21 protein-coding genes are annotated in these 23,074 nt (G+C 60.5%); 11 read left to right on the top strand and 10 right to left on the bottom strand.

The annotated features are described in order from the left end of the window. Positions 1-34: 34 nt before the first annotated feature. The gene (gene sbcB, locus JZ00_RS16100; RefSeq protein ID WP_039591671.1) at positions 35-1,462 is read left to right on the top strand and encodes an exodeoxyribonuclease I; all 1,428 of its coding nucleotides are present in this window, start codon (positions 35-37) and stop codon (positions 1,460-1,462) included. A gap of 118 nt (positions 1,463-1,580) precedes the next feature. On the opposite strand, the gene mvaT is transcribed toward sbcB, so the two are convergent. After that, positions 1,581-1,958 carry a histone-like nucleoid-structuring protein MvaT gene (gene mvaT, locus JZ00_RS16095; RefSeq protein WP_039591672.1) on the bottom strand — a complete coding sequence of 126 codons (378 nt, stop codon included), beginning with the start codon at positions 1,956-1,958 and terminating at the stop codon, positions 1,581-1,583. A gap of 306 nt (positions 1,959-2,264) precedes the next feature. On the opposite strand from mvaT, the gene purU reads away from it, so the two are divergent. Then, positions 2,265-3,113 (top strand): formyltetrahydrofolate deformylase, encoded by an 849-nt coding sequence (purU, locus tag JZ00_RS16090; protein ID WP_039591673.1) that lies wholly within the window; start codon positions 2,265-2,267, stop codon positions 3,111-3,113. Between the two features lie 71 nt (positions 3,114-3,184). Continuing rightward, positions 3,185-3,364, top strand: coding sequence for a hypothetical protein (locus JZ00_RS16085; RefSeq protein ID WP_039591674.1), 180 nt, complete (start codon positions 3,185-3,187; stop codon positions 3,362-3,364). Between the two features lie 4 nt (positions 3,365-3,368). On the opposite strand, the gene JZ00_RS16080 is transcribed toward JZ00_RS16085, so the two are convergent. Genes JZ00_RS16080 through JZ00_RS16070 form a run of 3 tightly spaced genes read right to left on the bottom strand, consistent with a single transcriptional unit; the run spans position 3,369 to position 6,236 of the window. Further along, the gene (locus JZ00_RS16080; RefSeq protein ID WP_039591675.1) at positions 3,369-4,364 is read right to left on the bottom strand and encodes a lysylphosphatidylglycerol synthase transmembrane domain-containing protein; all 996 of its coding nucleotides are present in this window, start codon (positions 4,362-4,364) and stop codon (positions 3,369-3,371) included. After that, positions 4,361-5,134 (bottom strand): DUF2334 domain-containing protein, encoded by a 774-nt coding sequence (locus JZ00_RS16075; protein ID WP_412177676.1) that lies wholly within the window; start codon positions 5,132-5,134, stop codon positions 4,361-4,363. Before JZ00_RS16075 ends, JZ00_RS16080 begins: the two co-directional genes overlap by 4 nt. 10 nt (positions 5,135-5,144) lie before the next feature. Then, positions 5,145-6,236, bottom strand: a complete 1,092-nt coding sequence (locus JZ00_RS16070) for a glycosyltransferase family 4 protein (protein ID WP_039591677.1) — start codon at positions 6,234-6,236, stop codon at positions 5,145-5,147. Positions 6,237-6,457: 221 nt separating this feature from the next. On the opposite strand from JZ00_RS16070, the gene JZ00_RS16065 reads away from it, so the two are divergent. Beyond that, positions 6,458-7,945 (top strand): helicase HerA-like domain-containing protein, encoded by a 1,488-nt coding sequence (locus JZ00_RS16065; protein ID WP_039591931.1) that lies wholly within the window; start codon positions 6,458-6,460, stop codon positions 7,943-7,945. Positions 7,946-8,086: 141 nt separating this feature from the next. On the opposite strand, the gene JZ00_RS16060 is transcribed toward JZ00_RS16065, so the two are convergent. Beyond that, positions 8,087-8,542: a DUF721 domain-containing protein gene (locus tag JZ00_RS16060; protein WP_039591678.1), complete on the bottom strand. Its 456-nt coding sequence runs from the start codon at positions 8,540-8,542 to the stop codon at positions 8,087-8,089. 309 nt (positions 8,543-8,851) lie between these two features. Between JZ00_RS16060 and secA the strand changes: the two genes are divergently transcribed. The 3 genes from secA (at position 8,852) to JZ00_RS16045 (ending at position 14,023) form a co-directional block, all read left to right on the top strand. Then, positions 8,852-11,593 (top strand): preprotein translocase subunit SecA, encoded by a 2,742-nt coding sequence (gene secA, locus JZ00_RS16055; protein WP_039591679.1) that lies wholly within the window; start codon positions 8,852-8,854, stop codon positions 11,591-11,593. A gap of 119 nt (positions 11,594-11,712) precedes the next feature. Beyond that, positions 11,713-12,930, top strand: a complete 1,218-nt coding sequence (argJ, locus tag JZ00_RS16050; RefSeq protein ID WP_039591680.1) for a bifunctional glutamate N-acetyltransferase/amino-acid acetyltransferase ArgJ — start codon at positions 11,713-11,715, stop codon at positions 12,928-12,930. A 148-nt stretch (positions 12,931-13,078) separates the two neighbouring features. Beyond that, a complete protein-coding gene (locus tag JZ00_RS16045) occupies positions 13,079-14,023 on the top strand; it encodes a Nudix family hydrolase (RefSeq protein WP_039591682.1) in 945 nt (314 codons plus the stop codon). A 42-nt stretch (positions 14,024-14,065) separates the two neighbouring features. Here the strand turns inward: JZ00_RS16045 and JZ00_RS16040 are convergent, their stop codons facing one another. From JZ00_RS16040 to JZ00_RS16030, 3 genes are read right to left on the bottom strand one after another with little or no spacing between them, the layout of a single operon-like run. Continuing rightward, complete coding sequence (locus JZ00_RS16040) at positions 14,066-14,647, bottom strand: cob(I)yrinic acid a,c-diamide adenosyltransferase (protein WP_039591683.1); 582 nt, start codon at positions 14,645-14,647, stop codon at positions 14,066-14,068. Positions 14,648-14,650: 3 nt separating this feature from the next. Beyond that, positions 14,651-16,687: a sensor histidine kinase gene (locus JZ00_RS16035; RefSeq protein WP_039591684.1), complete on the bottom strand. Its 2,037-nt coding sequence runs from the start codon at positions 16,685-16,687 to the stop codon at positions 14,651-14,653. Between the two features lie 46 nt (positions 16,688-16,733). Next, positions 16,734-17,651: a putative 2-dehydropantoate 2-reductase gene (locus JZ00_RS16030; RefSeq protein WP_039591685.1), complete on the bottom strand. Its 918-nt coding sequence runs from the start codon at positions 17,649-17,651 to the stop codon at positions 16,734-16,736. A 143-nt stretch (positions 17,652-17,794) separates the two neighbouring features. Here JZ00_RS16030 and JZ00_RS16025 point away from each other — a divergent pair, with 143 nt between their 5' ends. Both JZ00_RS16025 and JZ00_RS16020 read left to right on the top strand, forming a co-directional pair. Next, positions 17,795-18,280, top strand: coding sequence for a YajQ family cyclic di-GMP-binding protein (locus JZ00_RS16025; RefSeq protein WP_030140812.1), 486 nt, complete (start codon positions 17,795-17,797; stop codon positions 18,278-18,280). A 153-nt stretch (positions 18,281-18,433) separates the two neighbouring features. Further along, positions 18,434-19,276 carry a mechanosensitive ion channel family protein gene (locus tag JZ00_RS16020; RefSeq protein ID WP_039591687.1) on the top strand — a complete coding sequence of 281 codons (843 nt, stop codon included), beginning with the start codon at positions 18,434-18,436 and terminating at the stop codon, positions 19,274-19,276. Positions 19,277-19,442: 166 nt separating this feature from the next. Here JZ00_RS16020 and JZ00_RS16015 read toward each other — a convergent pair whose 3' ends face one another. Further along, positions 19,443-20,732 carry an OprD family porin gene (locus JZ00_RS16015; RefSeq protein ID WP_039591688.1) on the bottom strand — a complete coding sequence of 430 codons (1,290 nt, stop codon included), beginning with the start codon at positions 20,730-20,732 and terminating at the stop codon, positions 19,443-19,445. Between the two features lie 855 nt (positions 20,733-21,587). On the opposite strand from JZ00_RS16015, the gene JZ00_RS16010 reads away from it, so the two are divergent. Both JZ00_RS16010 and JZ00_RS16005 read left to right on the top strand, forming a co-directional pair. Continuing rightward, entirely contained in the window at positions 21,588-22,013 is a 426-nt protein-coding gene (locus JZ00_RS16010) for an HIT domain-containing protein (protein WP_039591689.1), read from the top strand. A gap of 3 nt (positions 22,014-22,016) precedes the next feature. Then, positions 22,017-22,223 carry a SlyX family protein gene (locus JZ00_RS16005; protein WP_003205050.1) on the top strand — a complete coding sequence of 69 codons (207 nt, stop codon included), beginning with the start codon at positions 22,017-22,019 and terminating at the stop codon, positions 22,221-22,223. A gap of 70 nt (positions 22,224-22,293) precedes the next feature. Here the strand turns inward: JZ00_RS16005 and JZ00_RS31790 are convergent, their stop codons facing one another. Further along, complete coding sequence (locus tag JZ00_RS31790) at positions 22,294-22,899, bottom strand: cold-shock protein (protein ID WP_030140807.1); 606 nt, start codon at positions 22,897-22,899, stop codon at positions 22,294-22,296. Between the last annotated feature and the right edge of the window lie 175 nt (positions 22,900-23,074).

Here is a 23,074-nt window from a genome sequence, read left to right as displayed (position 1 = left end):
TAGACTTCGCCAGTCCCCAACCCAGGAACACCCCGTGACTTCCATCTTCTGGTACGACTACGAAACCACCGGCATCAACCCGCGGTGCGACCGCCCCTTGCAAGTGGCGGGGATCCGTACCGATTTCGACCTCAACGAGATCGACGAGCCGGTGAACCTTTACTGCCGGCCCAGCGATGACATCCTGCCTCATCCGGCGGCCTGCGCGATCACCGGCATCACCCCGGCGCAACTGGCTGAAAAAGGCTTGAGCGAAGCCGAATTCATGACCCGCGTCCACGCGCAATTGGCTGCCCCCGGGACCTGTGGCGCGGGATACAACACGTTGCGCTTCGACGATGAAATGACCCGCTACAGCCTGTATCGGAATTTTTTCGACCCCTATGCACGGGAATGGCAGGGCGGCAACAGCCGTTGGGACTTGATCGACCTGGTGCGCGCCGCCTATGCGTTGCGCCCCGAGGGCATCGTCTGGCCGCAGGAGGAGGGGCGCGTCACCCTCAAGCTCGAACGCCTGACGGCGGCCAACGGCATCGACCATGGCCAGGCCCATGACGCGCTTTCGGATGTGCGCGCGACGATTGCCCTGGCCCGGTTGATCCGCGACAAACAACCCCGCCTCTATGATTGGTTGTTCCAGCTGCGTAGCAAACAGAAGGTGATGGATCAGATTCGCCTTTTGCAACCGATGGTGCACATCTCCGGGCGCTTCTCGGCGGCGCGAAACTACATCGGCGTGGTGTTGCCGCTGGCCTGGCATCCGAAGAACCGCAATGCCCTGATCGTCTGCGACTTGCACCTGGATCCCCAGGGCTTGCTCGATCATGACGCGCAAAGCCTGCGTCAACGCTTGTACACCCGTCGCGAGGATCTGCTCGACGGTGAGCTGCCGGTGCCCCTCAAACTCATCCACATCAACAAGTGCCCGGTGGTTGCGCCACTGGCCGTCCTGCGCGCCGAAGACCAACTACGGCTGCAGCTGGACATGGATGGCGTGCGTGAGCGAGCGCTGCGGCTAAGTGACGCACAGCAGGTGTGGCAAGACAAACTTCACATCATTTATGGGCAGGAAGACTTCGCGGCCAGCGAGGATCCCGAGCAGCAACTATATGCAGGGTTCCTGGGCGACCGTGACCGTCGTTTATGTGAACAAGTTCGCATGGCGGACCCGGCTCAATTGGCGCAAGGACAATGGCCTTTCGACGATGAACGACTGCCGGAATTATTGTTTCGATATCGTGCGCGCAACTTTCCGGAAACCTTGGATCCAGAAGAACAGGAACGCTGGAAACTATTTTGCCAGCAGCGCCTGTCATCCTCGGAGTGGGGCGCACCTAATACGTTGGACAATTTTGATGAGGCGATGACAGAGTGGATGGGGCTATCTACGTCTTTGCAGCAAGACGTACTGATGCAATGGCAAGCCTACAGCCAACAATTGCGCAAACGTTTTAGCCTCTGAGCCGCGCCAGTGTGATTCAAGCGGCTAGATAAAAACGAAGGCATAAAAAACGCCAGCAATTGCTGGCGTTTTTTGCTTTGCAAGCTCCGTGCGTAAGCGCGGTGCCGGCAGGCGAGGCTTAGCCCAGCAGGGTTGCCCAGCCTTCTACTACGTCACCGCCCCACTTGGCTTTCCACTCTTTCAGCGTCTTGTGGTTGCCACCTTTGGTTTCGATGACTTCGCCATTGTGCGGGTTTTTGTATTGCTTAACTTTACGGGCGCGCTTGGTGCCGGTGGTCTTTACTGCGCCACGAGGGGCTTTGCCCGACTTGGCTTCTGGATCCAGCAGGGCAATGATATCGCGCAGGGACTTGGAGTATTCGCCCATCAGAGTGCGCAGTTTGCCTTCGAATTCCAGTTCTTTTTGCAGTTTGTCGTCTTCGGACAGATTTTTCAGGCGGGCTTGCAGTTCTTTGATTGCTTCTTCTGTAGCACGGTATTCGTTGATCAGGGACATGGGGACTACCTTATGTAGGACACGGAAGACAAGGAGACAGTGAAGCAATAGTAATCAGACAGTTTCATCAAGTAAACATTTAAGCCGTGTTTCTTTAATTAAATAGTGCAGTGCCACGAAATTGGCGGCGCAATAACTAACAAGGTGCGCCCTGACATCAGTTCACAGATATAGCGCTGCCGCCGAAGGCCGGGCCATTTCCCAGCCTTGGCTGATCACGCAGGGGGCGGATGTGTCATCAGTACTGCAGTTTTGCCGCGCAGTGGCTAGAATGGCGGCCTTTGCGAAAGTTCTGGAGTTCCCCTAATGCGCACTTTTCGGCTGGTGATCGCTTGCCCGGACCGCGTCGGTATCGTTGCTAAAGTCAGTAACTTTCTGGCGTCCCATAACGGTTGGATCACTGAAGCAAGCCATCATTCGGACAATCAGAGTGGCTGGTTTTTCATGCGCCACGAGATCCGCGCCGACTCGCTGCCCTTCGGCATAGAAGCCTTTCGCGAGGCCTTCGCCCCGATTGCCGAAGAGTTCTCGATGGACTGGCGCATCACCGATACCGCGCAGAAAAAACGCGTCGTCCTGATGGCCAGTCGCGAGTCCCATTGCCTGGCTGACTTGCTGCACCGCTGGCACAGCGATGAGCTCGATTGCGACATCGCCTGCGTGATTTCCAACCATGACGACCTGCGCAGCATGGTCGAATGGCACGGCATTCCTTACTACCATGTACCGGTCAATCCGCAGGACAAGCAACCGGCATTCGCCGAAGTCTCGCGCCTGGTCAAGCAGCATGATGCCGAGGTAGTGGTGCTGGCCCGCTACATGCAAATCCTGCCACCGTCCCTGTGCAGCGAATACGCGCACAAAGTCATCAACATCCACCACAGCTTCCTGCCGTCTTTCGTCGGCGCAAAGCCGTACCACCAGGCTTCGATGCGGGGTGTGAAGTTGATCGGCGCGACTTGCCACTACGTGACGGAAGAGTTGGACGCCGGCCCGATCATCGAGCAGGACGTGGTGCGTGTGAGCCACAGCGACAGCATCGAAGACATGGTGCGATTCGGTCGCGACGTGGAGAAAATGGTGCTGGCGCGCGGCTTGCGTTATCACCTTGAAGACCGCGTATTGGTGCATGGCAACAAGACCGTCGTATTCTGATCCAACGCAAAATCCTGTGGCGAGGGAGCAAGCTCACTCGCCACGATTAGCCTTGAGGAGCACGTAGAACCATGGCCGATCCCTTGGACAAAGCGACCGCTAAAGCGCCGCCAACCGTGGGCGAGGGCTGCCTGAGCCGTTTCGATCCCGACGCGCTGAACCCCGAGGATGGCACGGAGTTTCCCGACGCTGCGAAACTCTGGAAAGAGCTGAACGAGAAGCCCCAGGACGACTCCGGACCCAAGTGGTAAACGGTCAGGCCTGCCTGAGCCTGATCAGCTTCTTGATCAACGGTCGCCCGACCATCAGGAAAAATACCGGCCCGCCGGCCAGCAGATAGAAGTAATAGGTCACCGCCCGCCAGATCAGGATCGCCGCCGCTGCGGTGGATTTGCCCACCATGGGTGCCAGCAGCGCCGCCGAGGTCAATTCCGCCGCTCCGGCGCCGCCCGGCAGCAGGCTGAACTGCCCTGCGCTCAGGGAGAGCATCTGGATCAGGAAACTCCAGGCCCATTGCAGATCCGCCCCCAATCCTTTCAACGCCAGGTAAAGCACGCTGTAGCGCAGTGCCCAGTGCAGGCAAGTCAGGCCGAACACCTGGAAAAGTGTCATTCGAGGCAACTTCAACGTATCGGTGAACGCCGCCAGGAAGTTGAGGATCTTGCGTCCCCACCGTCGCCGGGTGCTGGCTTTCACCCGCAGATGGCGCAGCAGCCGGGCGCCCAGCAGAATCAGCCGCCGATGGTAGCGGGCGACCAGGGCACAGCAGATCAGGCCACCAAATAACGAAATCGCGCTCAACGCCAGCATCCACTCCATACGCTGGCTGAGATTCTGGAACAGCGCGTAGAACAGGATGCCCAGCAACGCACACAAGAAAAACAGCAGGTCGCTCAACTGATCCATCGCGAACACTGCGCTACCGTGGGCCGGGCGCACGCCGTTGCGCGCCAGCAGGGCCATCAGCGCCAACGGTCCACCGCTGCCGCCGGGCGTCGCGCACATGGCGAACTCGGTGGACATCACCACGCCCATGCTTTTGATCGCGCCGATGCGCCCGCGATGTTCACCCAGCAGCAAACGCAGGCGCACCGAGTTCAGCCCCCAGCACAGCACGATCATGCCAAGCATGGCCAGCAACAGCGACAACGGAAAACGCTGCACCCGCGACCACATTTCCCCGCCGCCCACCAGCATCGGCACCAGCAGCGCGATGAGCAGGGCGGCGACCAGCCAGATCAATCGTTTCATGCGGCGCTGCCGACCCGCAGGCCCTGGGTCGCCAGCCATCCGGCCTTGGTCATCGGCGCGCGTCCGTCCTCGAGCAAGCGCTTCAGGGTGCGCAGCCAATAATCCCGGGAAAAGCCATGGCGCATGTCCACCGGATGCAGCCCCAGGCGAATCACCGGGGCCTGGCGCCAGCGTTGCTCGCGCTGGTCGCTGATGATCTTCGACAGGCCCCGGCGCCAGGCGCTGCGCGCGCTCCACACCAGGCCCGGCGCATCGATCCGGGTGAAATCAGGCAAGCGGTAGAGGTGCTGCGTATCGCTGGTGTAGCTCAACGGCAACTGGCGCAAGGCTTGCCGGGTGCCTTCGCTCATCAGCCAGGCCGGCGCGACAAAACCTTCCAGTGGCCATCGATACCGCTGGAACATGTCGATACCGGCCCGCAGGCGGGTGAGGGCGACCTCTTGCGACAACCCATAGAACTCGCCTTCATGGGTGTAGACCCGGCGCATGAACCAGTCCTTGGGATGGATGGCAGGCGGGCCGTCATCGCAGTGGTAGTAGCCGTGCAAGACCAATTCATCGCCGCGCTCGACCCGGCGGTCGAGCAGGCGCCTGAAGCCGGGATGGTCGTCCAGCGCATTGGCATGATGGAAGTCCGGCACCACCAGCCAGGTCATCGGGATCTGGCCAAGGGCGTCGACGGCTTCGACGAAGGGCTGGTAGTCCGGCCAGGTCTGGGGCGCGACGTCATGCAGTACCAACAGCAGGCTGGGGGCATGGTTCATTGCCATGGGTGTCGCCTCAACCATTGGCCAACAGCGGCATCTCTGCGCCGAGCACGCTGTAGTAATGGCCCAGCAGGCTATTGACCACCGAGTCCCAGGCGTAATGCCGCTCCACATGCCGGCGTGCGCTGGCGCCGCGCTGCGCACACCCTTCGGCGAACAGTTGTCGCACGGCGTTGGCCATGGCCTGCGGGTTGTCTGGCGTGCACAGCAGGCCGCAGTCTTCCTGGACGATTTCGCTGAACGCGCCCGCAGCGACCGCCACTACCGGAATGCCGCTGGCCATCGCTTCGAGGATCACCAAGCCAAAGGTTTCCTGGTCGCCGGCATGCAGCAGCGCGTCGGCGCTGGCCATCAGCCGGGCGACCTGGGGCGCCGGGCAGAATTCGTCGATGACCGTGACGTTGTCCGGCACCAGGGCCGGCATCGAAGAACCGACCAGCAATAAGTGGTAGCGCTCGCCCAGGCGTTTCATGCACTTGAGCAGCACCGGCAGGTTTTTCTCCTTGGAACCACGGCCTGCGAAAATCAGCAGCCGCGCGTCTTCGGCGATGCCCAGCTCTGCCCGCAGTTCAGGGTCGCGGGCGGCGGGGTTGAAGGTTTGAAGGTCTACGCCCAAGGGTTGTACATAGACATTCTTCACGCCCAGCCCGGTCAGCTTGTCTGCCATCACCTGGCTCGGCGCCAGGACTCGGTCGAAGTTGCCGTATAACTTGCTGACGTAGGCTTCGATGTTAGGGGTGAACCAACTTCCCATCCGGTTGCTGACCAGCAGTGGCAAGTCGGAGTGATAGAAACCGATGACGGGGACATCGAGCTGTCGCCGGGCATCGAGGGCGGCCCAGGCGGTCAGATACGGATCGCCGACTTCAATCAGGTCAGGCTGCAGATCGCGCAGGACATTGCGCCAGGGCGCCAGGCGCAGCGGAAAGCGATAGCCCTTGCCGAAGGGCAGCGGAGGGGCGGGTACTTTGTAGATGCCGTCCTGTTCACTCAAGTGCGCACCGGGAACCAACAGGCTATGGCGAATACCGGGCCGATTGCCCAGGCGCCGGTGCTTGGCGTCCAGATAGGTGCGCACGCCGCCGCTGGCGGGGGCGTAGAACATGGTGATGTCCGCTATATGCACGATGAACGTCCCTCCGGTCTGTGTTCTCCTGTGTTGACCTTTAGTAAGAATAGATGTTCGGTTGGGGTTGTGGTGGGGCGCGAAGAGGCCTGTCCTGGTTCTCAGACTATTATTCCAGGCGCCAGGGTCTTGAAGCGCTGGGCATGCTTTTATATAAGCGCGCAAAATGGCCTCATATCGCAAACACCACGGGTGACGAAATGCCTGACTCATCGCAACTCATTATCGGGGCCGACCTTGCCGGCCAACCTGTCGCCCAGGCCATGCGCCTGGCGAACCGCCATGGACTGGTGGCGGGTGCCACTGGCACGGGCAAGACCGTCACCCTGCAACGCCTGGCCGAGATGTTCAGTGACGCCGGCGTGGCCGTGTTCGCGGCGGACATCAAGGGCGACCTGTGCGGCCTCGGTGCTGCCGGCGCTCCCCAGGGCAAGATCGCCGAGCGCATTGCCGGCATGCCTTGGCTAGGCCACAAGCCCCAGGCATATCCAGTGACCCTGTGGGACATTCATGGCCAATCGGGCCATCCGCTACGCACGACCCTCAGTGAGATGGGACCGTTGTTGCTCGGCAGCCTGTTGGAGCTGACCGACAGCCAGCAATCGGCGTTGTATGCGGCGTTCAAGGTTGCCGATCGCGAGGGGCTGTTGTTGCTGGATCTGAAAGACTTGAAGGCGCTGCTCAATCACCTCAAGGACAACCCCGAACTGCTTGGCGACGATGCGGCCCTGATGACCACGGGTTCCAGCCAGGCGCTGATGCGACGCTTGTCCACGCTGGAACAGCAAGGCGCCGACGCCTTGTTCGGTGAGCCGGCGCTGCAACTCGAAGACATCCTGCAGCCGGCGAGCGATGGCCGCGGCCGTATTCATCTGCTGGACGCCAGCCGCCTGGTCCATGAGGCGCCGAAGGTCTACGCAACGTTCCTGTTGTGGCTGCTGGCCGAATTATTCGAGCAACTGCCCGAGCGCGGCGACGCGGACAAACCTTTGCTCGCGCTGTTTTTCGACGAGGCGCACCTGTTGTTTGCCGGTACGCCCAAGGCGCTGCAGGATCGGCTGGAGCAAGTTGTCCGGTTGATCCGCTCCAAGGGGGTCGGGGTTTATTTCGTGACCCAGTCGCCAGGTGATTTGCCGGACGATGTGCTGGCGCAGTTGGGATTGCGCATCCAGCACGGCCTGCGAGCGTTTACCGCCAAGGAACAGAAATCCCTGCGGGCGGTGGCGGAGGGCTTCCGACCGAACCCGCAATTCGATGCGTTGGCGGTACTCACCGAACTGGGCATCGGCGAAGCCCTGGTCGGCACGCTGCAAGAAAAAGGCACCCCGGAAATCGTCCAGCGCGTACTGGTGGCGCCACCGCAGTCGCGTATCGGGCCGTTGAGCGACGCCGAGCGCGCCGGGTTGATCGCCAGTTCGTCGTTGCAGGGGCGCTACGACAAGCCCATTGACCGTGAGTCGGCCTATGAAGTGTTGATGGGCCGCAAGGGGCTGGAGCCCCAGGCCGAAGCGGCACCGGGCAAGCCGGCGGCGGACGAGCCGAGCTTCACCGAACAGGCCGGGGAATTCCTCGGCACCGCGGCGGGCCAGGCACTGAAGTCGGCGATGCGCCAGGCGGCCAATCAATTGGGCCGGCAATTGGTGCGGGGGTTGATGGGGTCGTTGTTGGGCGGCAGCAAGCGGCGGTAATCAATCCAGAGCGAGTCGAGCCCCTCGCGGGCAGGCTCGCTCCCGCAAGGGATCTGCGTCGAACACGAACATATTGTCCGCTATGGACTTGCTGTGGGACCGAGCCTGCTGGCGAAGGCGGTCTGGCAGGTCAGGAGAATCTCATTCCTTGGGGCGCGCATGCGCCGCCAATCGCTCCAGCGCTGCCCGCAGGTTGGGATCGCTGATGCCGTCGGCGGTGGCCTGGATGGTCGCGGCCGCGTCAGTGGACAGGTCCAGGGTATGTCCCTTGGCGCCGCCCTGTACGGTAGGCGGCTGTACCTTGAACAGGATGCGCGTCAGGTTGGCGAATTCCTCGAACGCCTGGAGTTGGCGCAGCAAGCGCTTCTGCTGATAACGCAGGCGCGTGGCCCAGTGGCCGTCGGTGACGATCAGCAACAAACTGCCTTCGCGCCAGGAGGCGACGTGGCAGTGCTCGCGCGCGGCGGGTTGCAACTGGCTGTCCAGCAGGCGTTGCAGATGGCCGAGGCGCCGGGCGTGGCCGAAAATGGCTTTCAGCGGCTTGGCTTCGCGCAGCAGAACGGCGGGTGCCTTGGCTGGAAGAGGGCGGAAGGCCATGGATGAAATACCGCGAAATGACAAAGGCGCCATGGTAGCAGAAAGCGCCGGATGCGCCGTGGCCCTGTCGCCCAGCGGCTTTTATCCACACAATCAATGGGTAACTTATGCGCTTTGTGGGTTGAAGTTCGCGTAAAAGCCCTTATTTTAATGAGGCCCCGTCACAGCGCTGTGCCAGCATCGTGGAATAACGCCACTTTCCTCACCATCGTTTCCGGGTAGAATGCTCGTTCGCATGCGGCCATGAGGGCTGCACGGGCGACTCACGGGGCCGCCCTCCATCCCTTTAGTGTGGAAGATCCTGCCGATATGTTTGCGCCTTTGTTAAAGAAACTTTTTGGAAGCAAGAATGAGCGTGAAGTCAAGCGCATGCTCAAGACGGTACAGATCGTCAATGCCTTCGAAGAGCAAATGGTGGCCCTTTCGGACGATCAGTTACGCGCCAAGACTGCCGAATTCAAGGACCGCATCGCCAAGGGCGAAACCCTTGACCAGATGCTGCCCGAAGCCTTTGCGGTCTGCCGCGAAGCCGGCAAGCGGGTCATGGGTATGCGCCACTTCGACGTCCAGTTGATCGGCGGCATGACCTTGCACGAAGGCAAGATCGCCGAAATGCGCACCGGTGAGGGCAAGACCCTCGTGGCTACGCTGGCGGTATATCTCAATGCATTGTCCGGCAAGGGCGTGCACGTGGTGACGGTCAACGACTACCTGGCCCGTCGCGACGCCAACTGGATGCGCCCGCTCTACGAATTCCTCGGCCTGACCGTCGGCGTCGTCACGCCGTTCCAGCCGCCGGAAGAGAAGCGCGCCGCCTACGCCTCGGACATCACCTACGGCACCAACAACGAATTCGGTTTCGACTACCTGCGCGACAACATGGCGTTCAGCATGGAAGAAAAATTCCAGCGTGAACTCAACTTTGCCGTGATCGACGAAGTCGACTCCATCCTCATCGACGAAGCCCGTACGCCGCTGATCATTTCCGGCCAGGCCGAGGACAGCTCCAAGCTGTACATCGAGATCAACAAGCTGATCCCGCAGCTCACGTTGCACGTCGAAGAAGTGGAAGGCGAAGTCACCCAGCCCGGCCACTACACCGTCGACGAGAAGACCCGCCAGGTCGAACTCAACGAATCCGGCCACCAGTTCATCGAAGAGATGCTGACCCGCGTCGGCCTGTTGGCTGAAGGCGAAAGCCTGTACTCGGCCCATAACCTGGGCCTGCTGACCCACGTCTATGCCGGCCTGCGCGCCCACAAGCTGTTCCATCGCAACGTCGAATACATCGTGCAGGACGGCCAGGTCGTGCTGGTGGACGAACACACCGGCCGCACCATGCCGGGCCGTCGCCTGTCCGAAGGCCTGCACCAGGCCATCGAAGCCAAGGAAGGCCTGAACATCCAGGCCGAGAGCCAAACCCTGGCTTCGACCACCTTCCAGAACTACTTCCGCCTGTATAACAAGCTGTCCGGCATGACCGGTACCGCTGACACCGAAGCGTTCGAATTCCACCAGATCTACGGCCTGCAAGTGGTGGTGATCCCGCCGAACAAGCCGCTGGCGCGCAAAGACTACAACGACCTGGTGTTCCTGACCGCCGAAGAGAAATACGCGGCGATCATCAACGACATCAAGGAAGGCATGGCCCAGGGCCGTCCGATCCTGGTGGGTACCGCCACCATCGAGACCTCCGAGCACATGTCCAACCTGCTCAACAAGGAAGGCATCGAGCACAAGGTCCTCAACGCCAAGTTCCACGAGAAGGAAGCCGAGATCATCGCCCAGGCCGGTCGCCCGGGTGCGCTGACCATCGCCACCAACATGGCCGGTCGTGGTACCGACATCCTGCTGGGCGGCAACTGGGAAGTTGAAGTCGCTTCCCTGGAAAACCCGACCCCCGAGCAGATCGCGCAGATCAAGGCTGACTGGCAGAAGCGTCACCAGCAGGTGCTCGAATCCGGCGGCTTGCAGGTGATCGCGTCCGAGCGTCACGAATCCCGTCGTATCGACAACCAGTTGCGTGGCCGCGCCGGTCGCCAGGGTGACGCCGGCTCCAGCCGCTTCTACCTGTCGCTCGAAGACAGCCTGATGCGCATCTTTGCCTCCGACCGGGTGAAGAATTTCATGAAGGCCCTGGGCATGCAGCCGGGCGAGGCGATCGAACACCGCATGGTGACCAACGCCATCGAAAAGGCCCAGCGCAAGGTCGAAGGCCGCAACTTCGATATTCGCAAGCAACTGCTGGAGTTCGACGACGTCAACAACGAGCAGCGTAAAGTGATCTATCACATGCGCAACAGCCTGTTGGCCGCCGACGACATTGGCGAAACCATCGCCGATTTCCGCCGCGAAGTGCTCGACGCGACTGTCAGCGCCCACATCCCTCCGCAGTCGCTGCCGGAACAGTGGGACGTCGCAGGGTTGGAAGCTGCCCTGCGCAGCGATTTTGGCGTGTCGTTGCCGATCCAGCAGTGGCTCGACGAAGACGATCATCTTTATGAGGAAACCCTGCGCGAGAAGTTGCTGGCCGAACTGATCGCCGCGTACAACGAGAAAGAAGACCAGGCCGGCGCCGAGGCGCTGCGCTCCTTCGAGAAGCAGATCGTGCTGCGCGTGCTGGACGACTTGTGGAAAGACCACCTGTCGACCATGGATCACCTGCGCCACGGTATCCACTTGCGCGGTTACGCCCAGAAGAACCCGAAGCAGGAATACAAGCGCGAGTCCTTCACGCTGTTCTCCGAGCTGCTGGATTCGATCAAGCGCGACTCGATTCGTGTCCTGTCCCACGTCCAGGTGCGCCGCGAAGATCCGGCCGAAGAAGAGGCTCGCCTGCGTCAGGAAGCCGAAGCGTTGGCCGCCCGCATGCAATTCGAACATGCCGAAGCCCCAGGCTTGGAAGTGGCCCAGGCGATGGAAGAGGGCGTCGATGTGGATGTGGCCCTGGCCACCGCGCCGGTGCGCAACGAGCAGAAGCTGGGCCGTAACGAACTGTGCTACTGCGGTTCGGGCAAGAAATACAAGCATTGCCACGGGCAGATCCAATAACCCCGTTTCAACGCTGAACGACCCGCGCCGCGGCAGGTTACCCCTGTCGCGGCGTTTTGCCATTTGATCCGCCGTCTTGATGAAGGCGGTGTTGAAATAATTTTATAAGGAGCGCATTCATGGCTGTTGGTCTTGGTCCGTTGCCAACGTTGCACCCGGTTGCCGGTTTTGAACTCGGTATTGCCTCGGCGGGCATCAAGCGCCCCGGGCGCAAGGATGTCGTGGTCATGCGTTGCGCCGAAGGCTCGACGGTGGCTGGCGTGTTCACCCTCAACGCGTTTTGTGCCGCGCCCGTGATCCTGGCCAAGCAACGCGTGCAAGGGCCGGTGCGTTACCTGCTGACCAACACCGGTAACGCCAACGCCGGCACCGGCGCGCCAGGCCTGGCTGCCGCCGAGCGTACGTGCGCCAAGCTGGCCGAACTGACGGGCGTCGATGCCAGCCAGGTGCTGCCTTACTCCACCGGCGTCATCGGCGAACCGCTGCCGGTCGAGAAGATCGAAGGCGCGCTGCAAGCCGCGCTCGATGACCTTTCGGAAAACAACTGGGCCGCCGCCGCCACCGGCATCATGACCACAGACACGCTGCCCAAGGGCGCGAGCCGCCAATTCCAGCACGACGGCGTGACCATCACCGTCACCGGTATCAGCAAAGGCGCCGGCATGATCCGCCCGAACATGGCGACCATGCTCGGCTACATCGCCACCGACGCCAAGGTTTCGCGCCAAGTGCTGCAAGACCTGATGCTCGACGGCGCCAACAAGTCGTTCAACCGCATCACCATCGACGGCGACACTTCCACCAATGACTGCTGCATGCTGATCGCCACTGGCAAGGCCAACCTGCCGGAAATCACCGAAGCCAGCGGCCCGCTGTTCGCGGCCCTGAAGCAGGCCGTATTCGAAGTGTGCATGGAAGTGGCCCAGGCCATCGTCCGTGACGGCGAGGGCGCGACCAAGTTCGTCACCGTGCAGGTCAACGGCGGTGGCAATCACCAGGAATGCCTGGACGTCGGCTACACCGTGGCGCACTCGCCGCTGATCAAGACCGCGTTGTTCGCCTCCGACCCGAACTGGGGCCGGATCCTCGCCGCCGTGGGCCGTGCCGGCGTGCCTGAGCTGGACGTGAGCAAGATCGACGTGTTCCTCGGCGAAGTCTGCATCGCCAGCCAAGGCGCCCGCGCCGCAACCTACACCGAAGCCCAAGGCGCGGCGGTGATGCAACAGGAAGAAATCACCATCCGTATCGAGCTGGGACGGGGTGATTGCAGCGAAACCATCTGGACGACCGACCTGTCCCACGAGTACGTCAAGATCAACGCTGAATATCGGACTTGAGACCGAGTCGCTCCTATCGCGAGCAAGCTCGCTCCCCCAGTGGAACTGCGTTGTGAACACGTTTGATGTCGCTCAACAAATCGCTGTGGGAGCGGGCCTGCTCGCGAGGGTGCCGGTACCGACTCCATGAATGCTGAGGAATAGCGCGGTGAAACGAATTCATGTGGCGGCGGCGGTCATTCGTGACGCCGCTGGCAAAATCCTGATTGCCCGTCGGGCCGACACCCAACACCAGGGAGGCCTGTGGGAATTTCCCGGCGGCAAGGTCGAGGCTGATGAATCCGTCGAAACGGCCCTGGCCCGTGAACTTCACGAGGAACTGGGCATTGTCGTCGACGTTGCACGGCCGTTGATCAAGGTGCGCCATGACTACCCCGACAAACAGGTCTTGCTGGATGTCTGGGAAGTCTCGGCGTTCAGTGGCGAGCCCCACGGTGCCGAAGGTCAGCCGTTGGCCTGGGTGACGGCCCGTGAGTTGACGAACTACGAGTTTCCGGCGGCCAACCAGCCGATCGTCGCGGCGGCACGTTTGCCGGGTGAATACCTGATCACACCTGATGGCCTGGAAACCCCGGCCTTGCTGCGCGGTTTGCAAAAGGCAATTGCGGGCGGGATCAAATTGGTCCAGCTGCGTGCGCCCAACGGCTACGACCCGCAATACCGCGACCTGGCGGTGGATGCGGTGGGGTTGTGTGCCGGCAAGGCCCAGCTGATGCTCAAGGGGCCGTTCGAATGGCTGGGGGATTTTCCTTCCGCCGGCTGGCACATCACTGCCGCGCAACTGCGCAAGCACGCGGCGGCCGGTCGACCGTTCGGCAAGGATCGCTGGCTTGCGGCCTCGTGCCATGACGCCGAGGAATTGGCCCTGGCGCAGCAGATGGATGTGGACTTCGTGACGCTCTCGCCGGTGCAACCGACCCAGACTCATCCCGATGCCCAACCGTTGGGCTGGGCAGAGGCGGCGCGGTTGATCGACGGCTTCGACAGGCCGGTTTACCTGTTGGGTGGGGTAGGGCCTGGCGAGCGGCAAAAAGCCTGGGAGACCGGGGCGCAGGGTGTGGCGGGGATTCGGGCGTTTTGGCCAGAGGCTTGATGCCTCGGTGTGACTGCTGGCCTCTTCGTTGGATCGCCGTCCTCACTCCCCAGGCTTGGCCGCCGCCTCCCAAAGCACCTCTGCCACCCCCTGCCGCCGGGCGATGATCCGCGCGGTCACGAACAGCAGGTCCGACAGCCGATTGATATAGGCCAGCCCCGGCCCGGCCAACGGCTCCACCGCGTTCAACTGTTGGCAGCGACGCTCGGCACCACGGGCCAGGGCTCGGCAGACGTGAGCTTGCGCGATCAAGGAAGAACCACCGGGCAGGATGAAGTTCTCCAAAGGGCCCAGCTCCTCGTTCCACAGGTCGATCGCCGCTTCCAGCCGCTCGATCTCCGTCACGTTCAAGGCTTGGTAGGCCGGCATCGCCAGTTCACCACCCAAGTCGAACAACCGGTGCTGACAAGGCGCCAACACTGCAATGACTTCCCCCAGCGCCGGATGCCGAGCTGTTTCTTCGGCCAGGCCGGCCAACAGCAGCCCCAGTTGGCTGTTCAAGGTATCCACCTCGCCAATCGCCTCGACCCGTGGATGATCCTTCGCCACGCGGCGACCATCCCCCAGCCCGGTTTCACCTTTGTCACCGGTGCGGGTGTAAATCTTCGACAGGCGAAAACCCATTGTTCAGCGCTCCACTTGCTTGTGTTCCTGGGCCACGATCGAAGTGCCCGCCAGGGGCAGACGCAGGGTGAAGCAAGTGCCCTGGCCTGGCGCTGATTGCACTTCCATCTGGCCCTTGTGGTTGTTGGTGATAATGAAATACGACACCGACAGCCCGAGGCCCGTGCCCTGGCCGATTTCCTTGGTGGTGAAAAACGGCTCGAAGGTGCGTTTGCGCACGTTCTCGCTCATGCCGATGCCGTTGTCCTCGACCTGGATCTCTGCCCACGGTGGATTCAACCGCGTGCGCAGGATAATGCGCCCGGGTTCGCTGTCGTCCTGCCGTTGGTGGATCGCCTGGGCGGCGTTCTTCAGCAGGTTCAACAAGACCTGTTCCAGTTCGTTGGCGGTGCCCGGCACCGGGCCCAGGTTCGGGTCGAACTGGCGGATGATTGCCTGGCCCTTGAAGTCAAAACCGATCGCCAGGTCGAAGTCGTTGCCGGCGATTTCCACGGCTTGGTCGATCAAGGCAGGCAAATCGCAGGGGGCCATTTGCCGGGTGCTGCGTCGGCTGAAGCTGAGCATGTGTGTGACGATTTTTGCGGCTCGCGCGCCGGCCTGCTGGATGCCGTCCAGCAGCTGCGGGATCTCCCGGCTTTGCAGGTAACGGTTGACCAACGGCAACTCGATGCCCAACTGCTCGGCCTGCTCGAGGTTCTTGGGCAGCTCGGCGGACAGGCGCCGGCGTATGTTCTGCACGTTGTGCAGGATCGCCCCCAGCGGGTTGTTGATTTCATGGGCCATGCCCGCCGCGAGACCGCCAACCGAGAGCATCTTTTCCGATTGCACCATCATTTCTTCCAGCGACAGGCGCTGGGTAATGTCGTCGATGCGGATCACCACGCCACGCCCGGCGCCGCCCATCAGTGGGTAGAAGGTGAGGGCGTAATGCCGCGCTTCGTCGTCCTTGGTCCAGGTCACGCGTTCGATCTTCGCCACCGTGTGCTGCTCGACGGTCTGCTTGAGCTGCGGCAGGTACGGCTTCAGCGGCTCGAAGGCGAGGAAGATCGGCTGGTTCAGCGCTTCGTCCAATCGTGTGCCGGAGAGTGCGCTGGCTTCCTGGTTCCATTGAGTGACGTAGAGCTGTTCATCGAGGGCGATCAGGGCCGACGGCATGGAGTCGATGATGCTGTTGAGGTAGTTCTGAAAGCCCGTGAGTTTTTTCTCGATCTTGCTGCGCACCTGGACTTCCAATTCCAGCTTGCGGTTGGTGTGACGGGTTTCTTCGGCCAGGCCCTGGGCCTGGTCATAGGCGGCCTGGGAGTCGTCGCGGGCGCGCTTGAGTTGCTGCTCGCGGGCTTCGATCCGCGACAGCATGGTATTGAACGCTTCGGCCAGGCTGCCGATTTCGTCGTGGTTGCCCCGGGCGGCGCGCAGGGAATAGTTTTCCTCGCGGGTCACCTGGCGCGACAGCTCTTCGAGCTGGTGGATCGGTTGGGTGATCAGTCGTTTGATCTGCTGGGCAATGACCAGCCACAGCAGCACACTGAAGATCAGGATGCCGAGGCTGGCGGTGAGGGTGCCGGTGTAGAACGCGGTGGGCAACTCACTGCTGGCGACCAGCAACAGGTGGCCCGGTGTCGTGCCGGGGCGGGGCAGGGTGATGACCTGATTGCTGCGGAACTCGCCGGCCTGCCAGGTTTGCATATGGCGAAAATGCTCCGGCAACTTGAGCTTCTCGCCTTGTTGCAGTTGGGCCAGGCGCTCGCCTTGTCCATCATAGAGTGCCGCTGCCCGCAGTGGGGCATAGCTGTTGAGCTCATCGAGCAGGCGTTGGGCGCTTTGCGGCGATTGCAGCGCGTCGGCGATCAGGCTCGGGTTGGCCACCAGTCGGCCAATGGTCTGCAAGGCCTGGGGGGCCATGCTTTCCTGGGAAATATAATAGGCCGCGCTGATGAAGGTCAGGTTGGCCACCAGCAAAACCGTGGTCAACAACACCAACAGGGCCGCCAGCAGTTTCTGGCCGACCGGGAGATTTTCAAGGCGCTGGCGCAATGGCATCGGACTCGTCGCTAACAAGGAACACGAGGGCCAGCGTAGCCGCTGCTCAGTCGCTGGGCAATCCAAGGTTGTCCAGGTGGGCAATCAGTCGCTGGCGCATTTGTCCGAGATGCGGCACCGCCACGCCATGCCGCTGGGCAACCGCGCAGGCATGGCCAAGCAGGTAGCTGATTTCGGTGCGCCGCAGGTTGGCGACGTCCTGGTACATTGAGGAGTAATTGGCGGCCGTGGCCTGGATCACCCGTTCGACTTCCATCTGCAAGTCTTCGGCTGCCGCCGGCTGGCCGCAGCGTTCGAGCAGGTCAGTGAGTTCGGCGCAGAGGGTTGCCACTTCGCAGCGGTGTTCCTGCAGGCCACCGTTCTTGCAATGGTGCAGCACGGTGAGTGGGTTGATCGCACAATTGAGGGCCAGCTTGCGCCACAGGCGAGTGAGGATGTCGGCGCTCCATTCGTGGGGAATGCCCGCCGCGCTCAAGTCATCCAGCCAGACCGGCGCCACCGGCTGGGCCGGGTCGCCCAGCCAAGTGAAGCCGTGGCCGGCGAATACCACGCGCCAATCGCCATCACGAAATGCGCCTTCAGTGCTGGAGGCGCTGATGCAACGCGCCTGGGGCACGCGGTTCGCCACGGCGTCCTGGCTGCCGAGGCCATTCTGTAGCAGGATCAGCTCCGATTCGGCATCCAGGCGATGGGCCACCGAGGCCACGGCCGCTTCCGCGTCGTAGGCCTTGCACGCCAGCAACAACCGTTTGATGGGCTCGGGGCCCTGGGCGGTTTCGCCGGGCACCGGATAACACTGCGCCTGGCCTTGTTCCACCAGCGTCAGGCCGCCGGCCTCGCGATAAGCCTGCAGGCGCTGCTCATTGCGCAGCACCAGCCGCACCGGCAGCCCGGCCCGGGCCAGGCGCGTCGCCCATAACGTGCCGAGGCTGCCGGCTCCCAGGACATGCCAGGTGGTGGACATCAGTTTTTTACTCGGTTTGGCGCAGGCATCTGAAGGGCTCGCGGTAACGGCGGGAAAAGACCCGTTATAATGAGCCCGATTTTAACCACAAGCCAAGTGCGCGCCGTTGTCATGAGCGCGCCTTTTTATTTGGAGAACACTACATGCCGTCATTCGACGTGGTATCCGAACTGGACAAGCACGAAGTCACCAACGCCGTTGAAAACGCCGTCAAGGAACTCGACCGTCGGTATGACCTCAAGGGCAAGGGCAGTTTCGAGTTCAAGGAAAAGGACCTGACCGTCAACCTGACCGCCGAGGCCGACTTCCAGCTCGAGGCGATGATCGAGATCCTCAAGCTGGCGCTGGTCAAGCGCAAGATCGACGTGCAGTGCCTTGAAGTGAAGGATGCCTATGCCTCGGGCAAGGTGATGAAGCAGGAAGCCGTGCTCAAGGAAGGCATCGACAAGGAACTGGCGAAGAAGATCGTTGCCCACATCAAGGATGCCAAGCTCAAGGTCCAGGCCGCCATCCAGGGCGAGCAGGTGCGCGTGACCGGCAAGAAGCGTGACGACTTGCAGGAAGCCATTGCGGCACTGCGCGGCAAGGAATTCGGCATGCCGCTGCAGTTCAATAACTTCCGCGATTGATATCTCAGCCTCAGATACTGTGGCGAGGGAGCTTGCTCCCGCTGGCTGCGTAGCAGCTCCTCCGGTGGACGCTGCGCCCTGGAGCGCTAGCCCGGCCATGCGGGAGCAAGCTCCCTCGCCACAATTGCGTGCAATGGAAACAAGGAGAACACGATGGACTTGAACGCTGAAGTGGACCACTTGGTCAAGGCTTCCCAGGCCTGGATACCGATGATCATGGAGTATGGCAGCCGTGTGCTGTTGGCGATCGTCACCCTCGCCATCGGTTGGTGGCTGATCAACAAGGTCACGAAAAAGGTCGGTGCGCTGCTGGCCTTGCGCAACGCCGACCTGGCGTTGCAAGGGTTTATCAGCACCCTGGCAAACATCATCCTGAAGATATTGCTGATCGTCAGCGTCGCATCGATGATCGGCGTGGAAACCACCTCGTTCGTCGCGGCCATCGGTGCCGCAGGCTTGGCGATTGGTTTGGCCTTGCAAGGCAGCCTGGCGAACTTCGCCGGCGGCGTGCTGATCCTGCTGTTCCGTCCGTTTCGCATCGGCGACTGGATCGAAGCCCAGGGAGTCGCGGGGACAGTCGACAGCATCCAGATTTTCCACACTGTCATTCGTACCGGTGACAACAAGACCGTGATCGTGCCCAACGGCAATCTGTCGAACGGCATCATCACCAACACCAACCGCCAGCCGACCCGCAAAGTCGTGTTCGACGTGGGCGTGGATTACCAGGCTGACCTGCAAAAGGCTCGGGAAGTGCTGCTGGAATTGGCCAAGGACGAGCGCGTATTGGCCGATCCTGCCCCTGAAGCGGTGATTTCCATGCTCGGTGACAGCTCGATCACCGTGTCGTTGCGTATTTGGGTGAAGACGGCGGATTATTGGAGCGTGATGTTCATGCTTAATGAACAGGCACGGGATCGCTTGAAGGATGCCGGGATTGATATTCCGTTTCCGCAACGTGTGATTCGGGTTGTTCAGGAAGGGCCAGCGCAATAACGATTGGACTGTAACCTGGCGCTTGAGTCAGGTTATGTTTAGTTAGCTTGCTATTTAACAAGTTGTGTTAAATCTGGCGTTGCAATGGGTATAAAAAAACCGCTCACCTGGATCAGGTGAGCGGTTTTTTGTTTGTTGCGGGTGAAGCTATCGAACTAGCACTGAATTACAAGATGCTCAGTGGGTATTCGACGATTACGCGGAAGTCGTTGTTGCTGGTGTAATCCGTGTTGGATCTGTCAGTCCGATAGATCGCGCTACGCAGACGGAAAGACAGGTCCTTCGCGGGACCGCTTTGCAGAACGTATTTGCTTTCAAAGTCCCATTCGTGGGCTTTGGCGTCGCCTGTAGCGGTAGCGATATTATCGCTGGTGATATAGCGGGTCATGAAGCTCAGCCCAGGGATACCGTAGCTCTTCATGTTCAGGTCGTAGCGAGCCTGCCAGGAAACTTCATCTTCGCTGTTGAAGTCGGAATATTGGACGGAGTTGGCAACGTAGACAGTACCGCCGCCGTCAACGCCGTAGGCGTAGCCGCTATCACCGGACGAGCGCTGGTGAGCCAAGGTGAATTTGTGCGCACCGAGGCTGTAGGCTGCTGCCAGCGACCAGATGCGGTTATCAATGTCACCGCTCAGCTCTTGACCCTGACTTTTGCTGTCATAGCCGTTGAAATCGAAGTTCAAGGACTGATCTTCGTTGATCGGCAGGGTGTAGTTCACGTTGAGGTACTTCTTCTTGAAGTAGTCTTCAATATCCGAAGCCGCTACGCCTGCTACTAAATTGTCAGTGAACTGATAGGTTGCGCCAGCAATGTTGGCGGATGGAAGACCTGGGCTGTGCCGACCATTGATGCTGTCACGGCCCGTGTAGTTCTGGGCGTTCATCGCGGTGAAGCGGCCAGCGGTCAGTTCCAGACCCTTGATTTCCTTGCTGGTGATGAGCGTACCAGTAGCGACTTCCGGATTCAGACGGCTATCATCCGTGGAGAACACAGGACTGGCGGTGTATTGGTTACCGTACTTCAGAACGGTGTCGGACAAGCGGAATTTGATAGCGCCGCCAACTTCAGACTGGGTGTCTTCTGGGCTACCGTCGTCGCCTGTGCCGAAGATGCCGTTACCGGTGCGACCTGGGCCGCTATCCAGCTTGACCTGGCCATTGAACAGGGCGTCCACGCCTACACCAACGGTGCCTTGAGTGAAGCCAGACTCGTAAACAGCCTGTACGCCAAGACCGGTTTCTTCGCGGTAGCCAGTGCTACGTGCTTTGCCAATGTTCTGGTTGTTGGAGGCACCTTTTTTGAAATCGCGGTTCATGTACAGCATACGATTTTTAACGGTCAGGCTCTGATCTTCAAAAAAGCCCTTGGACTCCTCTTGGGAGGACGCCACTGCGAACTGCGAAACGCTGGCCGATACAGCCAGTGCGATCATGCTCCACTTCATCACGCGCATCGTGATTTGCTCCTTTGGTTTTTAGAAGAGTACTGCCGTCCCACCTGTTTTTTTTCTGGGCGGCTCTTTCTTTTTGTGTCGGCGCAAACTTATATCACGACGACATTCTTTGGCGATACTTGCCCATCCAACCTTTCAGCTTCTTTACGACCATGTCGCCAATGGCTCGATCCATGTCGTATTTCTGCCGCTCCGGCGCAATCGGACCTGCAACTTGAATGTTGCTTTTTTTCTCCGGCGTCGGTGTAAAGAGTCCTTGGTTACTGCGCTTGAAGCTCCCTGAGGGCAACCTTGCCACTTTTATTTATAGGCCCGTAGGTTTTCGCGTCCGGCGATCCCCTGCAGGCGATGTGGGGATGAATGCAACAAGTATGCTCAAATCCGATTTTTGTTCACGTTTTTTTCACATTTTTCATTTTTCAACGGTGAAACCTCATGAAACCGGCCTCCAAAGGCCTTGTTTTAATTAAGGTTGACTGTCGATGCAGTCTCGTGATTGACGCTTTGAAAGGCCGCGGGACAACCAAAAACGTTACCGGTTCACCCCACAAGTGAGTAGATCACGGATGCTTCGTGCACTGAGCGTAGACGCGTTGTGCGATTTTGGTGCAAAAAAACTGTTGGCTGTACGAAAAATTTACAGCTCAAGATCAGCACGCTGCGTCTCTGGTGCGTGTCAGGCACCGTTGCAAACCCCTTGCGCTGAATTGGTGCGCAGCGTCCAAAGCCGGCCCTGGGTCGGTTCGTTATTCGCGGTGTACCCTTCGCCGTTCAAAGGTATGCTGGACGCCTGTGCCCGAGCGCAGGCCTGTGGGTCGAGCCGGGCTCAATCGATCATGTTAAGGAGTAAGCACGGTGTTTGCCTTGGATCCACGACTGCAACAAGACACATTGCCCATTGGCGATTTCCCGCTGTGCCGCTTGCTGCTCTCCAATGACTCGAATTACCCGTGGTTCATCCTCGTGCCGCGACGGGAAAATATCAGTGAATTGTTTCAGTTGGATGACGCTGATCAATTGCAGTTGTGGAAAGAAACCACGGCGCTGGCCGAAACGCTCAAGGACTCGTTCGACGCCGACAAGCTGAACGTTGCAACCTTGGGTAACGTTGTCAGTCAATTGCACATGCATGTGATCGTGCGCAAGCGAGAGGATGCCGCCTGGCCGGCGCCGGTCTGGGGGAAACATCCGGCCCGGCCTTATAATGCCGAGCAGGTAGCCGCCATTCGCGAACGGTTGCGAGCGGTGCTTACCGATGATTTCAAGTTTCTGGAGGGCTGAACCATGAACCTTGAAGACCGTGTAACCGATCTGGAAAGCCGCCTGGCATTCCAGGACGACACCATCCAGGCGTTGAACGACGTGCTGGTGGAACAGCAACGAATCGTCGAGCGTCTGCAGCTGCAGATGGCGGCGCTTCTCAAGCGCCAGGAAGAAATGGCCGGGCAGTTCGAATCCTTCGAGGAAGAGGCGCCACCCCCGCATTACTGACCGGCCCGAACGGCAGGTAATAAAAAACCGCGAGCAGCGAGGCTGCATCGCGGTTTTTTTTACGCCCGGATCAGCGGCGCGGCAGCGCGGCGATGACGTCTTCGGCTTGCAGGCCTTTGTCGCGATGCATCACCGAGAACTCCACGCGCTGGCCTTCGACCAGGACGCGGTGGCCTTCGCCACGAATGGCCCGGAAATGCACAAAAATGTCATCGCCGGAGTCGCGGGAGATGAAACCGAACCCCTTGGAAGTGTTGAACCACTTCACGGTGCCGGTATCACGGTTGGACATGTCGTAGTTCTGCGGCGCGGCGCTCGGCGACGACTTCTTGTAGAAGCTGACGGCCAGGTGCAGCAATACAGCGAGCAAGGCTGCGGCCAGGCTGGAGAGGATAGCGGGTTGGCCGCCAATTTCCGGCATGGGTGCCAGCAGGGTCAGGGTTTGCAAGGCAACAGCCAGCACGAGCAAGGCGCTGACAAGGTTTTGCAGTTGATGACGTGGACCTTTGTTCCAGTAAGGGATAACGGGTGCCAGGGTCAGGTTGAGCAGGCCGAAAAACGCCAGGTACAGCGCATCGGGATGTTGCAGGTAAGGTGTGGCTTCGGAACCCAGGCTAGGGATGAAGGACAGCAGCAGGGCAGCTGCGCCCATTAGCAAGTGGACGATTTTCAACATTTTGATTGGCTCACGGTTAAGACAGATCACAAGGAAGAGCTGGTCGGGGGCGGTTCGCTCCAGAAATGAGAGGCGTAGGAACACGTACCCGAATCAGCCTATGCGCGACGCACCGGAAAATAGGCGTAGCGACACACTGCCTATTTAACAGCAAAGCCCGGGCCTTCTCAAACTC

Source organism: Pseudomonas frederiksbergensis, from assembly GCF_000802155.2.
GTDB lineage: Bacteria > Pseudomonadota > Gammaproteobacteria > Pseudomonadales > Pseudomonadaceae > Aquipseudomonas > Aquipseudomonas frederiksbergensis_A.
This window is presented reverse-complemented; position numbering and strand designations above follow the sequence as displayed.

Coding starts and splice junctions, on each gene's coding strand:
- JZ00_RS16075 (WP_412177676.1), bottom strand. CDS start 5,134: ATGGCAATGAACCATGCCCCCAGCCTGCTGTTGGTACTGCATGACGTC.
- JZ00_RS16005 (WP_003205050.1), top strand. CDS start 22,017: ATGAACCTTGAAGACCGTGTAACCGATCTGGAAAGCCGCCTGGCATTC.
- secA (WP_039591679.1), top strand. CDS start 8,852: ATGTTTGCGCCTTTGTTAAAGAAACTTTTTGGAAGCAAGAATGAGCGT.
- JZ00_RS16080 (WP_039591675.1), bottom strand. CDS start 4,364: ATGAAACGATTGATCTGGCTGGTCGCCGCCCTGCTCATCGCGCTGCTG.
- JZ00_RS16085 (WP_039591674.1), top strand. CDS start 3,185: ATGGCCGATCCCTTGGACAAAGCGACCGCTAAAGCGCCGCCAACCGTG.
- JZ00_RS16065 (WP_039591931.1), top strand. CDS start 6,458: ATGCCTGACTCATCGCAACTCATTATCGGGGCCGACCTTGCCGGCCAA.
- mvaT (WP_039591672.1), bottom strand. CDS start 1,958: ATGTCCCTGATCAACGAATACCGTGCTACAGAAGAAGCAATCAAAGAA.
- argJ (WP_039591680.1), top strand. CDS start 11,713: ATGGCTGTTGGTCTTGGTCCGTTGCCAACGTTGCACCCGGTTGCCGGT.
- purU (WP_039591673.1), top strand. CDS start 2,265: ATGCGCACTTTTCGGCTGGTGATCGCTTGCCCGGACCGCGTCGGTATC.
- JZ00_RS16060 (WP_039591678.1), bottom strand. CDS start 8,542: ATGGCCTTCCGCCCTCTTCCAGCCAAGGCACCCGCCGTTCTGCTGCGC.
- JZ00_RS16015 (WP_039591688.1), bottom strand. CDS start 20,732: ATGCGCGTGATGAAGTGGAGCATGATCGCACTGGCTGTATCGGCCAGC.
- JZ00_RS16035 (WP_039591684.1), bottom strand. CDS start 16,687: ATGCCATTGCGCCAGCGCCTTGAAAATCTCCCGGTCGGCCAGAAACTG.
- JZ00_RS16040 (WP_039591683.1), bottom strand. CDS start 14,647: ATGGGTTTTCGCCTGTCGAAGATTTACACCCGCACCGGTGACAAAGGT.
- JZ00_RS16025 (WP_030140812.1), top strand. CDS start 17,795: ATGCCGTCATTCGACGTGGTATCCGAACTGGACAAGCACGAAGTCACC.
- JZ00_RS16070 (WP_039591677.1), bottom strand. CDS start 6,236: ATGTTCTACGCCCCCGCCAGCGGCGGCGTGCGCACCTATCTGGACGCC.
- JZ00_RS16030 (WP_039591685.1), bottom strand. CDS start 17,651: ATGTCCACCACCTGGCATGTCCTGGGAGCCGGCAGCCTCGGCACGTTA.
- JZ00_RS31790 (WP_030140807.1), bottom strand. CDS start 22,899: ATGTTGAAAATCGTCCACTTGCTAATGGGCGCAGCTGCCCTGCTGCTG.
- JZ00_RS16020 (WP_039591687.1), top strand. CDS start 18,434: ATGGACTTGAACGCTGAAGTGGACCACTTGGTCAAGGCTTCCCAGGCC.